At 57.6% G+C, this 18,543-nt stretch carries 15 protein-coding genes; 11 read left to right on the top strand and 4 right to left on the bottom strand.

Features of this window, described 5'->3' with window-relative positions:
• Window positions 1-34: 34 nt before the first annotated feature.
• A complete protein-coding gene (locus tag SPBM01_RS05370; RefSeq protein ID WP_188064340.1) occupies window positions 35-436 on the top strand; it encodes a RidA family protein in 402 nt (133 codons plus the stop codon).
• A 3-nt stretch (window positions 437-439) separates the two neighbouring features.
• Here the strand turns inward: SPBM01_RS05370 and SPBM01_RS05365 are convergent, their stop codons facing one another.
• Window positions 440-1,141: a helix-turn-helix transcriptional regulator gene (locus SPBM01_RS05365; protein ID WP_188064339.1), complete on the bottom strand. Its 702-nt coding sequence runs from the start codon at window positions 1,139-1,141 to the stop codon at window positions 440-442.
• A gap of 273 nt (window positions 1,142-1,414) precedes the next feature.
• On the opposite strand from SPBM01_RS05365, the gene SPBM01_RS05360 reads away from it, so the two are divergent.
• The 4 genes from SPBM01_RS05360 (at window position 1,415) to SPBM01_RS05345 (ending at window position 7,713) form a co-directional block, all read left to right on the top strand.
• Window positions 1,415-1,795, top strand: coding sequence for a hypothetical protein (locus SPBM01_RS05360; RefSeq protein WP_188064338.1), 381 nt, complete (start codon window positions 1,415-1,417; stop codon window positions 1,793-1,795).
• Window positions 1,792-4,047 (top strand): N,N-dimethylformamidase beta subunit family domain-containing protein, encoded by a 2,256-nt coding sequence (locus tag SPBM01_RS05355; protein WP_188064337.1) that lies wholly within the window; start codon window positions 1,792-1,794, stop codon window positions 4,045-4,047. Before SPBM01_RS05360 ends, SPBM01_RS05355 begins: the two co-directional genes overlap by 4 nt.
• Before the next feature lie 360 nt (window positions 4,048-4,407).
• A complete protein-coding gene (locus tag SPBM01_RS05350) occupies window positions 4,408-6,732 on the top strand; it encodes a TonB-dependent receptor (protein WP_188064336.1) in 2,325 nt (774 codons plus the stop codon).
• A gap of 171 nt (window positions 6,733-6,903) precedes the next feature.
• On the top strand, window positions 6,904-7,713 hold the full coding sequence (locus SPBM01_RS05345; RefSeq protein WP_188064335.1) for a helix-turn-helix transcriptional regulator: 810 nt from the start codon (window positions 6,904-6,906) through the stop codon (window positions 7,711-7,713).
• 227 nt (window positions 7,714-7,940) lie between these two features.
• On the opposite strand, the gene SPBM01_RS05340 is transcribed toward SPBM01_RS05345, so the two are convergent.
• On the bottom strand, window positions 7,941-9,143 hold the full coding sequence (locus SPBM01_RS05340; protein ID WP_188064334.1) for an IS256 family transposase: 1,203 nt from the start codon (window positions 9,141-9,143) through the stop codon (window positions 7,941-7,943).
• Window positions 9,144-9,194: 51 nt separating this feature from the next.
• Between SPBM01_RS05340 and SPBM01_RS21745 the strand changes: the two genes are divergently transcribed.
• From SPBM01_RS21745 to SPBM01_RS05310, 6 genes are all read left to right on the top strand, one after another.
• Window positions 9,195-9,797 (top strand): hypothetical protein, encoded by a 603-nt coding sequence (locus tag SPBM01_RS21745; protein ID WP_223177789.1) that lies wholly within the window; start codon window positions 9,195-9,197, stop codon window positions 9,795-9,797.
• A 130-nt stretch (window positions 9,798-9,927) separates the two neighbouring features.
• The gene (locus tag SPBM01_RS05330; RefSeq protein WP_188064332.1) at window positions 9,928-10,344 is read left to right on the top strand and encodes a helix-turn-helix domain-containing protein; all 417 of its coding nucleotides are present in this window, start codon (window positions 9,928-9,930) and stop codon (window positions 10,342-10,344) included.
• Window positions 10,345-10,346: 2 nt separating this feature from the next.
• Entirely contained in the window at window positions 10,347-10,988 is a 642-nt protein-coding gene (locus SPBM01_RS05325; protein ID WP_188064331.1) for a GntR family transcriptional regulator, read from the top strand.
• A gap of 172 nt (window positions 10,989-11,160) precedes the next feature.
• Window positions 11,161-11,298 carry a benenodin family lasso peptide gene (locus SPBM01_RS05320; RefSeq protein WP_188064330.1) on the top strand — a complete coding sequence of 46 codons (138 nt, stop codon included), beginning with the start codon at window positions 11,161-11,163 and terminating at the stop codon, window positions 11,296-11,298.
• A 59-nt stretch (window positions 11,299-11,357) separates the two neighbouring features.
• Window positions 11,358-12,020 carry a lasso peptide biosynthesis B2 protein gene (locus SPBM01_RS05315; RefSeq protein ID WP_188064329.1) on the top strand — a complete coding sequence of 221 codons (663 nt, stop codon included), beginning with the start codon at window positions 11,358-11,360 and terminating at the stop codon, window positions 12,018-12,020.
• Window positions 12,017-13,807: an asparagine synthetase B family protein gene (locus tag SPBM01_RS05310; RefSeq protein WP_188064328.1), complete on the top strand. Its 1,791-nt coding sequence runs from the start codon at window positions 12,017-12,019 to the stop codon at window positions 13,805-13,807. Before SPBM01_RS05315 ends, SPBM01_RS05310 begins: the two co-directional genes overlap by 4 nt.
• Here the strand turns inward: SPBM01_RS05310 and SPBM01_RS05305 are convergent.
• Together SPBM01_RS05305 and SPBM01_RS05300 are read right to left on the bottom strand one after the other, a co-directional pair.
• Complete coding sequence (locus SPBM01_RS05305) at window positions 13,690-15,948, bottom strand: Atxe2 family lasso peptide isopeptidase (protein ID WP_188064327.1); 2,259 nt, start codon at window positions 15,946-15,948, stop codon at window positions 13,690-13,692. The two genes, SPBM01_RS05310 and SPBM01_RS05305, sit on opposite strands and share 118 nt — an antisense overlap.
• Window positions 15,948-18,500, bottom strand: a complete 2,553-nt coding sequence (locus tag SPBM01_RS05300; RefSeq protein WP_262504333.1) for a TonB-dependent receptor — start codon at window positions 18,498-18,500, stop codon at window positions 15,948-15,950. The genes SPBM01_RS05305 and SPBM01_RS05300 overlap by 1 nt, the downstream gene beginning before the upstream one ends.
• Window positions 18,501-18,543: the final 43 nt, after the last annotated feature.

Genomic DNA, 18,543 nt, shown 5'->3' with positions numbered 1-18,543 from the left:
TCAATCAACACACATTCTATTCGGAGGCAGATTGATGAGCTTGATCGAGGATTATCTTGAGGCTGACGTATTTGATGCGCTCGCCTTTGCGCCTTGTTCCAAGGCTGGTGATTTGCTTTTCATATCAGGCGTCGCACCGCTGCGCGGGAACATGGCTGATCTCGAGTTAGTCGGCTTGGGCGATATGGCAGCACAAACCAGCTTCGTGCTAAAGATCTTAAAAGCAATACTTAGCAAGGAAGACCTCGACCCCAGCGCTATCGTGAACTGGACGGTCTATACCACCGACATGGATCAACTGATGGAACTTGCCGGAGCGGTGCTGTTACCTTGGCTCGGCGACCACCGTCCCTCCTCGACGTTTGTCGGTTGCTCCACGCTCGCGCATCCTCAGCAAATGGTCGAAATCACGGCAACCGCATTGCTGGCGAAATAGGCATTAGTCGAACTGAAGATAGTTTATGCAGGCCGCAATCTCGGCCCGGCTGTGTACTCCCATTTTGTCGAGGATGTTGACGATATGGGTTTTCACAGTCGAAACGCTAATGCCCATGGCCTCTGCTATTTCGGCATTTCTGGCACCCTGAACTAGGATACCGGTCAGCTCGATCTCGCGCGGCTGAAGTCCGTAACGACCGGCGAGCGACAGCCTTACCCGATCTGCGCGGACCTTGCAGTGCATCTGGATCATATGTTCCAGATGCACTTGGATTCCGCCCCAGTCGCGATGATCGGCCGCGAACGGAGCAGTCTTGTCGACGGGCCGGAACATCGCCATTCCAGCTACCGGCCGATCACCGCTCCACAGCAACATATCGACTTCGTCACCGAAGCCATGCGATTCGAGATAATTCACATAGTTGGACCACGAACCGGAACTGCGCGCCGCATCGCCATGCAGCATTTCCACCCGCGCCTTGCGTTGCGAAAGCTCGCGCGTGGCGAGCGGATCGACCGAGCGGATTTCGCGCAGATACTGGCTGATGAAATCGCCCGGCATGTTGAATTCGTCGGTCGCAGAGAATTCGAACTGGTCGTCGAGCCAGAAGAATACCGCGCTTTGTGCGTTAGCCAGCTGGCTACCGAAACGGAGTACATTGCCGATTACGCGTTCTGAGTAGCGATCTCCGATGATATCCAAGGCAGTCTCCATTCGACAGATTCGTGTTGCGACAACTCTCGCCTAGATCGTCGGCCTGCTGGACAGCTTCTCCCTCGTCGGCGCCTGATTCCGATCACGGAGCGCCTATTGTTGAGCAGGCTACAACACGTAAAAATCACGAGCAAGCAGCGGTGTGTCCCTCGTTTGGGTGAGTTGAGCCGGCGTAGCGATTCCAACATACTCGGTGCCAATCCTCCAGACTGACGATTGCTTTCACCTTAGTCCGGGGACCATCTCAACAGGAGGTCAGCCATGCGCTTTCCAATCGATGCCCGCGATCGGCAACTCGAATATTTTGATCGTTTCGATCGCCGCCTTCGCACGATGCTGCGCGCGCTCATCACCGATGACCTGATAGAGGAGCATCGCGTGCGACCCTGCGGCCAGCACAGCGATCCGCTCGAACGCGTCCTCAACTATTTCCGGCGCGCGCCGGTCGCCGGGAAGCTTGCAGTGCTCAACGTCGGTCATTCGACTCCTGCCTATGGACTCGCGTCCTTCTCTGGCAGCCGCGGCGCGGCGCCGGTGATTAACAAAGACCCCGTCTATGACACCCTTAACGAGGCACTTCATGCGGTGTTCCTGCTACGCGTCGCTGATTTGATGCAAGCCGATCTGGAGTATGCACAGTGACTCAACTGACCGGTTATTCGGACCCACTCTCGATCACGGCGGGAGATGCCGTCGATTTTATGATCACCGGCGATTTGGGCAAGGCGGACATCCGCATTGTCCGCCTGCTGCACGGCGACACTAATCCCGACGGGCCGGGTTTTGTTGAAGAAGAGATCGACTGCGATCTGCCTGCAGACTGCGCAATCGGGCCTCAGGTCACGCAGCATGGCTCGTTTGCACGCGTGACAACCGGCGCGGGCCAGCTTGCCGACTTGCCAGCAGGGACGCTCTATGCGTTCATCCAGCCGACTTCTCCCGGCGTTGGCGAACAAGTGATCGCGGGTTGCTGGGGCGTGGATGGTCCTACAGGCTATCAACTGCTCATCGACGCCACGGGGCGGCTCGCATTTCGGATCGGCACTGGTAACGGTGTCAAGGAGGTCGTTCTCGAGACGAGGTTAGCGCCAAAATGCTGGTACTTCGTTGCTGCCGGTTGGGATGCGAGCCTCGGTATCATATCGCTTCGCCAGATTGGCAAAGTCAGTCGCTGGAATTCCCGTGTCGGCATTGTGGCTGACTATGACTATGACGACAGTACGCTGATCCATCACTCGACTGGATTTGCGGCGACCGAAGGCGTCGACTTCCTGATCGCTGGCAGACCGTCGAGCAATGGCCTCGTCGAAGCTTTATTCAACGGAAAAATCGATCGTCCCGGTATACGGAGTCAAGTTCTTACCGATGACGAACTCCTCGCTCTCAGCTGCGGTGAATCCGTTTCAACAGGTATCTTGGCGCATTGGGATACGAGTCTTGGCTACACAGCCACCGGCATAGGCGATCGGATCAGCGACGTAGGGCCACATGGCCTGCACGCTGACGGCATCAATCGTCCGATTCGCGGCATGACTGGATGGAACTGGAATGGAATCGAAGATTGCTTCCGGCTCGATCCGTCGCAATATGGCGGCGTGGCTTTCCATGACGATGCGCTAATCGACTGCGCCTGGACGCCGAACGCACGTTTCGAAACATCGCGCACTCTAAAAAGCGGCTGCTATGCCTTGCGCGTGCGGTGCAACGGTAAAGAGGACCATATTCCCTTTTTCGTTCGAACCGCTGAACCTAAGGCGAAAATCGCGGTGCTGATCGCAACGTTCAGCTATCTCGCTTATGCCAATGAGCGGTTGGCGCATGACGGTGCGGCAATGCAGGCCGTTGCCGGACGGACGGCAGTTCTCCAGTCGAGCCAGCTTGACGATGCACTGAGTGAGTCCTTCGGGCTGTCAACTTACGATCTACACAGCGATGGCGCGGGGGTTTGCTTCTCGTCGTGGCGGCGTCCGATCCGAAATATGCGCCCGCGCTACAGGATATCCGCAATGGGTCTGCCCTGGGCGTTTCCCGCCGATCTGTCGCTGATATGGTGGCTGCACGCTGCGGGCTATGATTATGACATTATAACCGATCATGATCTGCATCGCGACGGACAGGCTGCTCTTGCGCCCTACAACGCAATTGTGAACTGCACTCATCCAGAATATCATTCGCGGCCCATGCTTGATGCTATCGAGGATTATCTCGGCGATGGCGGACGCCTGCTCTATCTCGGCGGGAACGGATATTACTGGGTTACTTCTCCGCGTGAGGATGCGCCGTGGTGCGTCGAGGTTCGCAAGCTCGATTCAGGTATTCGCGGTTGGCAAGCTGATCCCGGTGAGGGCTACCTCACGTCGACTGGCGAACGATCCGGTATATGGCGCCAACGCGGTCGTCCGCCGCAGAAATTGGTTGGCGTTGGCTTCACCACTGAAGGCATGGACGAGAGCAAGCCGTTCGAGCGTATGCAGGATAGCTTCGATCCACGCGTTGCCTGGATGTTTGAAAATATCGGTGAAGATGAGCTGATCGGAGACTTCGGCCTTGCGCTCGATGGTGCCTCCGGGCTCGAAATGGATCGCTACGATCTCGCGCTTGGCACGCCGCCACATACGCTGCTGCTGGCCGCGTCGTTCGGGCACTCGGACAGTTATCCGTTGGTGCCGGAGGAAATCTTGGTAACTTATGTGGGGCGGGGCGGTACACAGGATCCGATGGTGCGCGGGGATATCACTTATTTTACGACAGCCAATGGGGGCGCGGTTTTTTCGGCAGGTTCCATTGCATGGAGCCAGGCGTTGCCCTGCAACGGGGGCGACAACAACGTCGCGCGACTGACGCGTAACGTGCTCGACAGGCTGGCAAGTGACGAGCCGCTTGCAGAGCTATGACGTAAAAATGGGAAGCTTGAGGTCCTGAAATTTTGACACGGTGGCGCAAAATGTTGCCGGCGTGTCAATGCTCGGACACTGACAGACGTGAAGCCTGTCAATATGAGCAGTGTCTGCGGTTTTACTCTTTCGGCGCTCTTCGCCTCTTGGCTGGCGAGAGCATTAAAGACGCACGGCTCCGCGACTGGGAACTAGATAGTACCTCATTCGGGTTACTTGAAGGATCAGGTCACATGCGGAACAAATGTGCATAGGGTCGACGGGCTTGCGTATCCAAAGGAACGTAGTTCCGCCAGCTGACACAAGCGACTCTGGGGAAATGACTGAAGCGGGCGATGAGTCGTTTATAAGGGGATTCACATGGACATTATATACTTCGCACGACGGAGGTCGGCGTTACTTGCCACCTCCACATTGAGCGCTCTGATTATGATGCCGATCGACGTAGCGCATGCGACGCCTCAATCAGCCGTCACTCCGCCGAACGCCATGGCTCCCGCGTCGGCAGCGTCAGAAGATGCCGGTATCTCTGAAATCGTCGTGACTGCGCAGAAGCGCAACCAGTCCGTACAGGATGTCGGCATCACCATGTCGGTGGTTTCGTCGGAAGCGCTGGCAAACTCCGGCGCGACGTCGGTTACTGATCTAACCGGTCTCGTGCCTAATATGCAGGCCAATTATGGCGCGGGCCAGGTCGCATTCAACGTCCGCGGTATCGGTACCAACGAATTTTCCGCCAATCTCGATTCACCCGTCGCGGTGAACCTTGACGAAGTCTATCTTGCCAAGACATTTATGACCGGCCTGCTTCTGTTCGACGTTGATCGTGTCGAAGTGCTGAAGGGGCCGCAAGGTACCTTGTTCGGTCGTAACGCGACCGGCGGTGCCGTTAATTTCTTCACCCGTAAGCCCACCGAACAGTTTAGCATCGGCGGCACCGTCAGTTACGACAATTATCAGACGGTTCGCACGGAGGGTTATATATCCGGCCCACTTGGCGGGGGCTTCAGCGCTCGAATTTCGGGTATGCTCGTAGATCAGGGCAAGGGTTATTATCGAAACCTGACGCTTGGTAATCGCGAAGGTGCTGAAAAGCGCTGGGCTTTGCGCGGTCAGCTTGCGTGGGACGACGCTGATACCCGCGTTAACCTGACGGTTAACGCGGGTAGACAGACCGGCACGTTACAACCCTATGAGAGCGTTGGGGTCTATACGCCGGAATCCTTTGCTACCTCGTCGCTCGTTCGCTGCGCTGCTTATCAGGCAGGCACGGTGCGCGGCAACGATCCGAACTGCGTACGTGGCACCGACGGCCTCAATCCAGGCGATAACGATCCTTATACGACGACAGGCAATCGGCCACACACGGTTAGCAACAAAGGCGCTGGTGCAATCCTGCGCATCGAACATGATTTCGATAATGCCACGCTTACTTCGCTCAGCAGCTACCAATTTTTCCGACGGCGGCAGCATGAAGACAGCGACGAAAGTCCGGGTGATTTCGTTGATGTCGATAGCAACAATGTGCAGAAGCAGTTTACTCAGGAACTTCGTCTGAATTCGACCGGGAGTGGCCGCTGGAACTATGTTCTCGGCGCTTATTACGAGCACGACCAATACACCAATGGCGACTATTTCGAGGTCGGCTACGGTGCTGGAGTCGGGCTGTGGAGTCCTTTCACGCAAAAAGTCGATGCACTTGCGGTGTTCTTTCACAACAATGTCGAACTCACCAACACGCTGAGCCTGACTGCGGGCGTGCGGTATTCGCGTGAAACGATCAACTTCGACGGCGGCACTTATGCGGGGTCCGGCGTTGGCGGCGTGCCACCCCGCCCGACGACGATCGTGGGTCCGACGGCCGTCACCACAGCCTCGCGCACGGACGACGCAGCGACCTTCAAGCTTGGTGTCGAATGGAAGCCCCAACTCAGCTCTACCTGGATCGATAAGCTGATGTTTTACGGAAACGTATCGACCGGCTTCCGGTCGGGCAGCTTTAACTCCGAATTCGTGGGCTCGATCGATGCGCTTACGTCGCTCTCGCCAGAGAAGATCACCGCATACGAGGCTGGTTTCAAATCGGTGACAATGAATCGTAAGCTGCTCTTTAACGCATCAGTGTTTCATTATAATTTTAGTGACGGATTCATCAACGTCGACAATCCCAGCTCACCAATTCCACTTACCGTCAATGCCGCCAGCATCAAATCTTACGGCGTCGAGTTCGATGCGGAATGGCGTCCGATTAGACAGTTCACGCTCAGCATGGGCGGCAGCTGGCTGCGTTCGCGGATCGCCAGCGACATCTCGGTCGGGGGTCAAAGCTTGCGGGGCAACCGGACGGTCCAGTCGCCGAAGTGGACCTACACAGTTCAAGGCACTTTTGATCAGCCTATCGCCAACGGCCTTGACTTCTTTGCGAGCAGCGATGCGAACTATCGATCCTCACAATATTTCGAGACAACGAATTCAGTGAACAGCCTTGAGCCCGGCTACTGGATCGTCAATGCGCGACTGGGACTGAAAAGCAGTGACGATCGCTGGTCCATCGGAGTCTTCGCGCGAAATGCGACCAAGGCCGTATATAGGACATACGTGAACGATCTACCGGATCTGGGCTTTTTGCTCAACATCTATGGAAATCCACGTACTTACGGTCTTTCAGCGTCGTTCAAACTGTGAACGCTATCAGGTTTGCGTCCTCCAGTATCGATAGCGTTCATATTCGCGGGCATCGTGCACTAGCGGGGTTTCAGCAGGGCTCATTTGAGGATAGCATCAAACTCACGAATCGAGCGTCCAGCAGGACGTAGGGAGAGAGCTTGAGCATCCTCGAAGGGAGGTAACGACAGCTTGTTTCTCCAATCCAGTGATCTTGCCTTTGTGGTTGATTTTGTAGAGAGCCTCGATCGCACTCGTTCATTCGACGAAGCGATCGAGGTACTCCATGAAACAATTGTCGGGCTCGGATTTCCCCAGCTCGCCTATGGCTGGACACGGAGTGCCCAGCACGCCAACGGGCGCTGGGCGGCGGTGCCTGTAAAGACCCGCGGTTTTCCGACACATTGGGATCGGGACTGGGCCCGCCATAGCGAACACGATACTTATTTCCACACCGCGTTTCTGAACGGCGAGGCCGATTGGGATGAAGTGCGGTCACGCAGCGAGAGCTTCACGCAAGCGGAACGCGACTGCATCAATTATTCGTCAGATTTAGGTCTCCATCGGGGCCTGACGCTCGGCATCGGTCATCGCGGTCAGTTCACGTATATCTCTGCGGTTGGCGAACCAATTAGCGGCGACGGCTGGCACGCCACAGCTCAGGCGACAAAGCCGGTCTTCAAGTTGATTGCCAACTATTTCCATAACGTCATTGGCCGTCGGTTTGAGCGCAGCATCCAGCCGCCACAGCCGCTAAGTTCGCGCGAACTCGAATGCCTCAACTGGTCCGCACAGGGCAAGACTGCGGGCGAAATCGCGATTATCCTATCGATCTCCATGGAAACAGTGAAAATCTATCTGAAGCGAATAAATCAGAAGCTCGACGCCGTTAACCGCGCGCATGCAGTTGCTCTCGCGATGGGCCTTGGAATGATCGATGTCGCACGAACCCAAGCGGATTGTGCTAAACCCGGTTCGACGAATGTTAGCCAGACTATATGAGATTTCCTTTCGAAGCCTATGGATCCGATTGCATCCGTAGTGGACATCATAAGCTATCGACATAATCGAATACGTCTTCCCGTGCCTGATTGCGGGTATTGAATGTTGCGGGCAGGGCAGGTTTGAGCGATGAAAAGAAGCTCTCCATCGCTGGGTTATCGATCGTGTCCCAGGTCGTGGTGTAGGTTTTTGAGGCCACCGCGATTTTCGGCGTCAGTTTGAGCCGATCACGCGCCGGGTACAGCCGATAGCGTGACGATGGGATTATCGCTTAGCGGGGCCATCGTTTCAAGCGTCATGTAGCGTGCGCGCTGAACAGCCCATTCGTCGCTCTGCTCCATTAGGATGGCACCGATCAAGCGCGTGATCGCGGCTTCATTTGGAAAGATGCCAACGACCTCGGTTCGCCGTTTTATTTCGCCGTTGAGCCGTTCGATGGGGTTTGTGCTGTGAAGCTTGGCGCGGTGTTCCTTGGGAAACGTCATGTAGGCAAGGACGTCAGATTCAGCATCATCCATCAACCCCGCAAGTTTTGGGAGTTTGGATCGCATCTGATCGGCAACGGAGCGCCATTGCTGGCTGGCTGCCTCGGGTGTTTCTTGGGCAAAGGCGGTTCCGATAAAGGCTGAGACGACCCGGCGGCCGCTCTTGCCGGCATGGGCCAGCGCATTGCGCATGAAGTGAACGCGGCAGCGCTGCCAGCTCGCGCACAGCAGCTTGGAGACTGCAGCCTTGATGCCTTCATGGGCGTCGGAGATCACCAGCTTCACCCCGCGCAGACCACGGCGTGCCAGCTTGCGCAGGAAGGCGGTCCAGAACGGTTCTGCTTCCGAGGGACCGATATCCATGCCCAGCACTTCACGACGTCCATCGCTGTTGACGCCCACCGCGATGATCACCGCGACCGAGACGATCCGGCCATTCTGGCGGACTTTGACGTAAGTGGCATCGATCCAAAGGTACGGCCAGTCACCCTCAATCGGGCGATCAAGGAAGGCATGCACTTTCTCGTCGAGCTCTTCACACAAGCGACTGACCTGGCTTTTCGAGATGCCATCCATGCCAAGCGCTCTGACCAGATCATCGACAGAACGCGTGGAGATGCCCTGCACATACGCTTCCTGAATGACTGCCGTCAGTGCCCGCTCGGCCATCCGACGCGGTTCCAGAAAGCCTGGGAAATAACTGCCTTTACGCAGTTTAGGGATGCGCAGTTCGACTGTGCCAGCACGGGTCTGCCAGTCACGCTCGCGATAGCCGTTGCGCTGAACAAGCCGGTCGGCCGACTTCTCGCCGTGGCTAGCGCCCGTCAGGCCGCCTACTTCCATCTCCATCAGCCGCCCGGCGGCAAACGAGATCATATCGCGCAAAATATCTGCGTCAGGGGCCTTCTCGACCAACGCGCGCAAGTGCATCATGGAATCGGTCATCGTGGTTCTCCAGGTTCGAGCTTCGCAACCCAAGCCTATCCGAAAATCACGGTGACCACCCGCGCTACTGGCCGGACGCTAAAGCGCAATATTGAAAGCGCGCGTCCGGCCAGCAGCGCTAACCTCACATCTTACACCACGTCCTGGGACGCGACCGACATTTGCCCCGAAACAACAGCAAATCGCTATCGGGAAGGGGGTAATAAGCGAATGGGCCGAGCAACACGAACCTTCAAACTCCGGCTCTCGCCGGCCGGGATGGATGTACTAATCGACTCGCACTGCCATCTGATTCGCACCACGCGCTGCCTTCTTGCGTGGGGCACTACCCTGCATGTGGCGGTGAACTATCTCGATACGGTCCCAGCAAGCGCTATAGTCGACTCTTTGAATGCCCTGCGAGAAGCACCATTGAGCGGATCGGAGGAGCATCACGTCGGCGCGCCGCATCGTCTTTGGGATACTGCCTCACAGATCGCCGAGCGTGTCCGATGTGCCACGCCGGATCGTGAGCCGCCCTCACTCGGGAGCATCTACATCCTCGCGCTTCAGCATCTTGCGCGCGCGGATGGCGCACAGCTCCTGGCTGCTTTCGAGCGCGCGAGCCCGCCGGTGAAGAGGCCGCTCATCGCCGATGGCAAGATTGGTCAATGATTTCAGAATGCTGGCAGTCGATGCTTGGCCAAATTGGCGGCGGTTCCGTTTGACAGTGGTGGTATGCACACCTAGCAATAGGGTCCGAAATGGCCTTGGCGGGCGGTATCTCCCGTAAGGAGACACGGACATGTCGCTGGATTGCGCGGCTTCCGTTGCTGACGCACCGCTCTCGTATGTGAAAGAACAGTCGGGACGGCAGATTGAGGAAGCACGGAAGAAGATAGGTATCACGCAGCGGGAGCTGGCGAGGAATCTCGGTATGGGAGTCCGCTGGCTGCGCGAGATCGAATCCGGAAATCCGAAGTCGAAGCTCGATGATCATCTGCGCTGTGCATATCGGCTTGGTCTGTCGACCGGCCATATTCTCATCCCCCTGCTGTTCGCGGGCCAGCGCATGTGCTTTCCAAGGCAGCTGGCGGCCGGCGATCTTTGCGATCTCGAGCGGCTATGCGTTGAAGTGGTCGCCGAGCGAAATCTCAGCCAGTTGACCAACGCCCTCACGCCCCGATGGCAGCCCTCGGCGTTCGCAGCAGGGGCGAGCTAGTGATGTCTGCCGCCGATCCGATCACGCAAGAGCGCGTCTATCGCGCACTCAAGGCAGATTATCTGGCGGGACTGTTTCACGCTGGCGAGAAGCTCGAAATCCAGGACATCGCAGACCGCCATGGGTCGAGTAAAACACCCGTGCGAGAAGCAGCCTGTCGACTGATGGGAGAGGGCTTGGTCGAGCCAGATAGCGCCGGCGGATTTCGGGTCACGCTCGCGCCCCCGCTAGTGCTGATCCACCTCTATGCCTGGAATGCACATCTGCTGTTGAGCTTGGCCCAGAAAATGAAGAAATCGGTTCTCAGCCAGACTCTGGACCGCTTCTCGCGTTCCGGATTCGGCACCACCCCCGTTGAGATCGCGACACTTACCGGATCGATCTTCCTCGCACTTGCCGAATCCACAGGAAATCCGGAGGCCGTCGCCACCGTCGCACAGATCAATGATCGTCTATTTTATCCGCGAGTCGCTGGCGCAGCCAAGGTCAAAGAAGCGGCCAAGGAGCTCCGCACAATGACAAATTCCGCTGTGGCCGATGTCCATAAGAGCATCCATCGGCGTATTGAATCCTACCATGAGCGGAGAATCGTCCATCAACAGAAAATTATCCAAATCTTGGCTCAAGAGGCATTGGAACAATAATCCAGACACTTAGTCGCGCGAAGCCGGGTTCTGTTTCCATCAGTGAAGCTTATCACTGGCAACTCGCGGATATCGCGCCATTTTGTCCAGATATATTTAGGTCCGTGAACAATTGGAGCGCGCTAACTGTGAACTGCCGCGAATTGTTGCGGCGGATCAAGAGGAGCGTGTCATGCAGAGCATCGACGAACATCGCGAGGACCATCTGATCGACCTCGGCGCCGTCACCGAGGAGACCAAGGGCGGCTCCATTGTCAGCAATGACAGCGCCGGCCAGCAGCAGGGCCTTCCCGGCCTGTCGGACGACTGACCACCTTGGGCGCGCTTCCGCAAGGTCGCGCGCCCGTTTGATTCCGGGGGGAACTCAGCATGTATCGGCTCCGGGATAATCTCTATCATTGTCGATCTGGCGGGAGATCAATCTTCCTCGACGTCGATGCAAACAAATACTTCTGCTTGTCCGACCCTATGGAGCAGGCATTTGCGGGATATATTGAAGGCAGCTCCGGCACCGCACATCACGAACTCGACACGCTCGTTGCTCGAGGGGTGCTTGTCCCGGACAAAATGTCGGAAAGAATTGCAGCAGGCGTCCCCCCACCGATCCCGATAAGCGAGATTGGGGCATGGGCTTCCCTTGATCCATCGGCGTTTCAAGTCGCGCGCGCGATCGCATATCAAATCTCCGCCGCACTTTCGCTCCGCTACACTTCCTTAGCGGCAGTCAAATTCAAGATCGCTGAACGGTCGGCGCGAGTGCGGAGGTGCTCACGCCAGTTGCCGAACGCAGAAATCGCCAAGATTTCTGCCGCCTTTGAACGTACCAGCCTGGTCCTTGCGTCGGCGGATCGATGTCTGGTGAGATCCCTTGCTCTGATGTCCATGATGCACGCCTATGGCATCGCGCCACGGCTGATCTTCGGAGTTCGCACAAATCCCTTCTCGGCTCATAGTTGGGTCCAGCTCCGCGACGTTGTGCTCAACGATACCGCTGAGCACGCCCGACTGTTTGTGCCGATCCTGGTCATATGAAGCCGCTCCGATATCTTCTCGTCGTATTCCGTGATCTTTCAGATTCGCGGGCGCTGACCGATCGGTTTGTTCACATGTCGGGGCTTGTGGTTTCGGCTTCGGGGCCGCAATTCGCTTTGCTGACCCCTGACGGGAGCGATGTGATCAGTTTCCCCGATGGCGCGGTCGCTGGGAAGCTCTTCCATCGATTTGGACATGCTCATCAAATTCGGGAAATTGATGAGCATGAGGGCCTCGCAATTCAGAGATCGGGAGGCGCGAAACTCATTGAAAAATACTGGGGTGCCTACGTCGCGATAATCCCGAACAGCAACGGTATCATGGTCCTCCGCGATCCCTCCGGTGGGATGCCGTGCTACACGATCCGAACTGCGACATTTACGGCGTTTTGTTCCGATCCCGCCATTTTGATGGCCGCCGGACTCCTGACGCCCTCGATCAATTGGCAGGCTTTTGCCCGGCATCTCTACCTCCCGGATCTTCCGTTCGCCGCCACGGCGCTGGATGGAGTGTCTCAAGTCATGCCTGGCTCGGCCTCATTGGAGTCGAGCGAAGGGTACCGCATCATTACGCTCTGGTCTCCTTGGGACCATGTGACGCCGCATTCTCCATTACATTCGAAGTCAGACCCGCCTCAACTGGAACGGACGATCCAGTCCTGTACGAGCGCTTGGGCATCGTGCTTCAATGGCATTCTCCTCGGCGTCTCAGGCGGTCTGGATTCCTCCATCCTGGCGCACTGCTTTGCCGCCACGAAGGCCGAGCTGACCTGCATAACGCTGTCGGCCGACGACCCGTCTGGAGACGAACGCGAGTATGCGCGCGTCATGTGCCGCGCAGTAGGGGCCGAACTCATTGAGGCGCCATATCTGCTGAAAAACATCGATATCGATTGTTCGGTCGGGGCGCATCTTCCCCGACCAGGCGGGCGCAGCCAGGCGCTTGCATATGACAGACAAGTCTTGGACGCGGTCAACCGTCATTCAATCGATGCGTTCTGTACCGGCAATGGTGGTGACAATGTGTTTTTCCTCAGCCATTCCGCTCGCGCGATAGTTGATCGGTTTAGAGTTGAAGGTCTTGGCTGGAACCTTGTCCGGACAGTGCGAGATATCTGCACCCTAACGGGTTGCAGCATCCCGCAGGCTGTCAGAGAGGCGATCAGGATCGCTCGGCTGCCGGGATGCAACTACCGATGGCCGATCAACTCAACCTTTCTCGAGCCGGATGTGGTCCCGGCCGGTATCGAGCATGAGATCCATCACCCGTGGCTCGACGCGCCGGCTAAAGCGCTCCCAGGCAAAGCCGCGCACATTGCAATGCTCCTTCGGATGCACAACCATCTCGAGGGCTTTGATCGGGAAATTGGTCCAGCGGTGCTAAATCCGCTCACCTCTCAACCAATTGTAGAATTGTGCCTCGGAATCCCCTCGTGGGAGGCGTGCGCGGGAGGAAGGGACCGGGCCGTCGCCCGCGAAGCGTTCGGGAAGCGACTGCCTCCAGTAATCGTCCACCGTAGAACAAAGGGTGGTCCAGACGGCTTTGCGGCGCAGATCCTTGGCCACTTCCGGGACGCGATCAGAGACCGCCTGATGGACGGAATACTGTCGGCCCAGGGGATCGTGGACCGCGCCGCCATCGCACGCGCGCTTACTCCGTCGATGGGGGACTACGGAAACTCATATGTCCGCTTATTGCTCTTAGCCGATGCGGAAGCATGGGCTCGACACTGGACGGGCGCCAGCAAGTTAACTGACCCAATACAGGATGTGCATAGTGCGGGCTGACATTCGGCGCGCTGGTTGCCAGCGACGCGCGAATTGGTCATATCGCGCCACCGAAGCGCTTCCTCCCGGCCTCGCCCGTTTGGAGGAATGATGTTCCGCAACCAGAATTCAAACCAGGCGACGTTGCGGTCGTACACGGCGAGACGATGGCTAGGCTGCCATTTGATATGATGTTCGTTCGGGTAAATGAACATGTCGGCTGGATGGCCGGACTGCCGAAGGGCAGTAAGGCTCGACAATGCAAGCGTGTATTCGTCATCCGACATCTGCATCAGAATCGGAAAGCGCACGCGGTCAGGATTTTGAGCGAGCGAGATATATTTCCAGAAATCCGGCCGCGTCTCAGTCATTTTTGGCCAACCGGTTTTCGCAAACATCTGCGCGATTCTGGGGCCGAGAATTGCATCTTGATCCGGCTCCCAACAACAGCCGCTCACCGATCCCGCCTTGAAGAGATGGCTGTTGAGAGCGGCAAACTGGACGGTGGATGAACCATCGCTCAATCCGGATATTCCGACGTGCTCTCCATCAACGATCCTGCGGTCGACAAGAGCTCTGACAGCCGTTTCGATGGACGATAGAATACTTCTGCGGCCTGCAAAATCCTGCAAGAGCGCTGCGTCCGCCTCGTTCGGCGTCTTCGATCCTGCAATCAAAGGCAAGAAGCTCGGATTCTGCGTGCTGAGCACGGCAAATCCACGATTCGCGAGAGCTTGGATCGGAACCTCGTCGCCCGTGCCGCCACGCAGGAAACCCCGGGACTGATATTGAACGACAATCAGCGGATAGTGTTGCCCTACGATATAGCCGGTCGGGTAAACCAGGTCTCCGAATGATTCTATTCCGAAGGAATTGACCCATTGAAGGCGCTCGACCTGACCGAGCTGCAGTTCATGAAACTGGGGATTAGGATCATACAAGATCTTGGTGGAACCGGTCGCGAGATTGAGCCGGATGACGCGCCGAGGGCTGCGAGCTTCCTCTTGGAGGCAGATAAGGTCGTCGGTCAGAGGGTGGCATTCGACCAGGTAATTCGATGTGGAATACAGTCTCCGGGGCGCGCTTGATCCGGGTGTCCACTCATAGATTGAGGTCTGACTCTTGCCCCAACCCTCCCGTCGCATATAGCGAACGCGCTTGCCATCCGCCGTCCACCAGATCGGTGTCGAAATGTCGCGGCAGCGTTCGTACGCACAAACCTTCTTGCGTCCAGCCAAGCCGTCGGCGACCAATTCAGTTGACGGCGGAAAGCTCGCCGGCGCACGGGTTCGTAGGAACGCGACGCGCTCCGATGTCGATCGTTCAATGGCAATCGCATTCGTCGGTGCGTCAGTGGGGAGGGCGGTGAGCAGAGCTGCTTCAGCGTCCGTAGCAACCCGGGGGCGACCGTCCCGAAGCGCGATAGCAGTAAATTCGCGGGGCAGGGGACCAAGGGTAAACGGAGAGCTGCCCGAGGCCGCGGAGAAACGGTCGTCGTATCGTAAGCCGGTCAGACCCTCCTGCGCAAAGCTCTTTTCGGCCACGCGCAAACCAGGTCGCGTCGTGAATATAATTGCCGTGCCATCGCGAGTAACTCTGAAATCATCTACATCGTCCGGACCATTTGTAAGCTGGACCGCGTTCGCCCCGTCCGTGCTTGCCCGCCAGACCTGAGTCTTTCCTCCCACGCGCTTCAAATACAAGACAGACCGGCTGTCCGGTGTCCATCGAAGCGTGATTGGCATTGCAATCCCGGTCGGCGACGCTGCCCGACCGAGTATCTCCAGTGACAGCCGGATGAGTTCATTGCCTCCATCCACATTCACAGGCATCGCGCCTGGTTCGAGCGGCAACACAATGAAGTCGATGCAGAATTGGTTCTGCTCGGGATTCGGCTCGGTCAGCTGGAACGCGATCGCCGAGCCGTCCGGAGAGATGGTGAGGATGGGTCTCCCTAAGTCGTCGCTACTTGGCGGACCAATGTCGCGGAGGCGTGCAAGATCAGACGTGGTTAGTGGCCGGAGAGCGCTATCGTCGGATGGTCCCGCCGCTCGCACAGACGGGCAAGGAGCCTTCGACTGCGCATCAGCGGGTAAACCCAATAACAACGATCCGCCCGCAATGGCGAGACCGTGCCCCCAGATGAGAGCGGCCGTCGTCATTACCACGTCTTGGAAATAGTGACGCTGATCGTTCGGCCGATGCTGGAGTAATTTGTTGAATCGAAAGGAAATGCTGCCGGGTTCGTCGTCCGGATCGAATCCGGCTTCTCGTTCAGAATGTTCTGGATTGCCAACGTGACGTCTACGCCTCCGAGAAGGCCCCGCTCTTCGCTTGTCTGTATCCGCGCGACGGCATCAAGAGTGGTGAATGACCCGACGCGGGCGGAGGGCTGGAATCGGTTGTCGAGGGTCCCGCCGATGTAGCTTGCGACACCGGTCAGGCTGAAATTGTCCCGTTGCCATGTCGCTGCGGCGCGACCGCGCCAGTGCGGCGGATTGTAGATGATCCCCGCACGTTGAACCACAGGCATCCCACCGGCGAGCTGCTGGTCACTTTCCAGATAACTTCCAGCGATATTCAGTTGCAGTTGGTCACGAGACCCAAGTTTATGCCGATAGTCGATCGCAAGGTCGATGCCTTGGGCCGTGAGGCGGGAAATGTTCTGAAGTGAGTTGTCGACGATCGCCCCGACCGCGCTCGGGTTGAACGGACCGCCGGATTGATTTGTGAGACCCGTGTTCAGGCTCGCCAAGGTGGAGTTTACCTGCTCGAGCGTGGGATTCAGGACATACAAGTCCGCGTACATGGGATCGAGCGCCGTAACGATCGACGAGATGGGCGCGGCGACGCGATCCTTGTAGAGGATGTGGAAGTAGCTCGCCTCAATCCGGAGCCCTTCGGCAAAGCCCGGAGCGTAGCCAACCGACGCGGTCCAGGTCGTCGCACGTTCGGGTTTCAAAGTGGAGTTGCCCCCATCGATCAGAATGACGGGCAAACCGCCCGGGCTACCCGGTGAGAAGATGAATGCCGGAGCGAGAAACGCTTCGCGCGCCTGTCCCGCTTGGAAGAGCGTCGCCGCCTTGAACGACTTTCCCCAGCTTCCCTTAATTGTGACCTCGGTAGTCGGCTTGTAGATGAGCCCGAACTTGGGGGTAAGCACATCGCCGACACCCCGGTAATTCTCATAACGCGCGGCTCCGGTAACCAGAAGTTGCTCGAACAGCGGGGAGCGGTTGTCCGCGCCCACCAGCGGTATAGATAACTCGGAGTAGCCGAAGTAAATGTCGCGCTTGGCGCTGAAGAGATAGACTGGAGTGTTTGCGCCGGTACTGGTCGTTCGAATTGAGTTCACGTCAAGCTTGACGGAGCGATATCCCATCCCGAGCGCTAGTCGTGCCATACCGCCCGGCATCTGAAACAGCGAGCCGTTCGCTCCCGCTTCTATCGTCGTGAATGTGTTATTATAGTTCGGCCGTGTTGTAGCCGTGATTTTCCCTTGGTTGTACGTGGGGGAATATATCTCGGTTTTGCTTCCACCATAGGTGCCGGATAGGCTCAACTCCCAACTATGGGGCAATTCGAAGCGAAATGTCGGGGTCATCGAATAGGAGCGGACGCTCGTCTCGATCTTGGCGCCATTCGTTGTGCAATTTGATGTCGCCTGGAAGGCATTGCACATGACGGCGTCGCGTTTGTTGAAGTATCCGTCCCATTCCAGCTGGACCCCGGCCGCGAGCTGGTGATGCCCCGAAACAACTGCGCCGATCTGCTCCTGGCGCGGAAGTAACGTCGCATCGCTATCCTGAACCTGCGTATAGGCTCGTTGACCTGCCGTGATTGCTGTCACGTGCTTGTAGTCGACTGCCACCATGATGCCGCCGTTACGCCACCGAGTTCCAGCAACGATGTTGTACTGCTGTTCGAAATCGCCGCCGTCGGTTGCGGCTCCAAGGCGGGCCGATGTCACTGCCCCCCGAAAATCGCGGCGGAGCAGAATGTTCGCCACGCCGCCAACCGCGTCGGAGCCATACAGGGCAGATGCACCATCTGCGACGACTTCAATGCGATCGATCGCGGCTAAAGGAATGGCAGAAAGGTCGATTCCCTGAAAGATTCCGTCGTATGCAGCTCGGTGACCATTAATGAGGGTCAGCGTGGCGTCGGGGCCGAGGCCACGCAAATTGAGCGCGGACGACGAGTTGGTATTTTCGGATCCGCCCTGGCCTCCGCCGCCAACGACACCCGGATTCTGACCCCCGGAGAAATTCTGAGTGAGGGTACGCGCATATGCGCCAAGGTCCGTCAGCCCCTCGTCTTGGATCTTCGATCTGCTCGCTACGATCATGGGAGACGTGGACTCACCTCCCCGGATGTGAGTGCCTGTGACCACAATGTCCGCATCCTCCGCCGGGCGGTCTGCTACTTCGCCCGACGGGTCTGATCGCCCCCGAATGAGGATCGCATCCTTCCTGAACTCGGCGGTGAGGTCGCTGCCGACAAGCAGCGCCTTCACTGCCTCGTCCGCGTTGTAGCGACCTCGGAGGCGCGGGGCACGTTTGCCGTTAACCGCCTCTGCACTGAAGATGATTTCGCGACCCGAAAGGCGGCTGACGTTCCGCAGCGCGTCACCGAGATTCCCGGCCTCGACATTATACTCCTGTCGTTGACCGCCATCTGCCCTGGCGGGTGTCGCGATAGTCATCGCGCTCATCGCAACCGCCGCCAGAAGCTGAATCCGTACCCGGCTCCGATCT

This window comes from Sphingobium sp. KCTC 72723 (genome assembly GCF_014280435.1).
In the GTDB taxonomy this organism is placed as follows: domain Bacteria; phylum Pseudomonadota; class Alphaproteobacteria; order Sphingomonadales; family Sphingomonadaceae; genus Sphingobium.
This window is presented reverse-complemented; position numbering and strand designations above follow the sequence as displayed.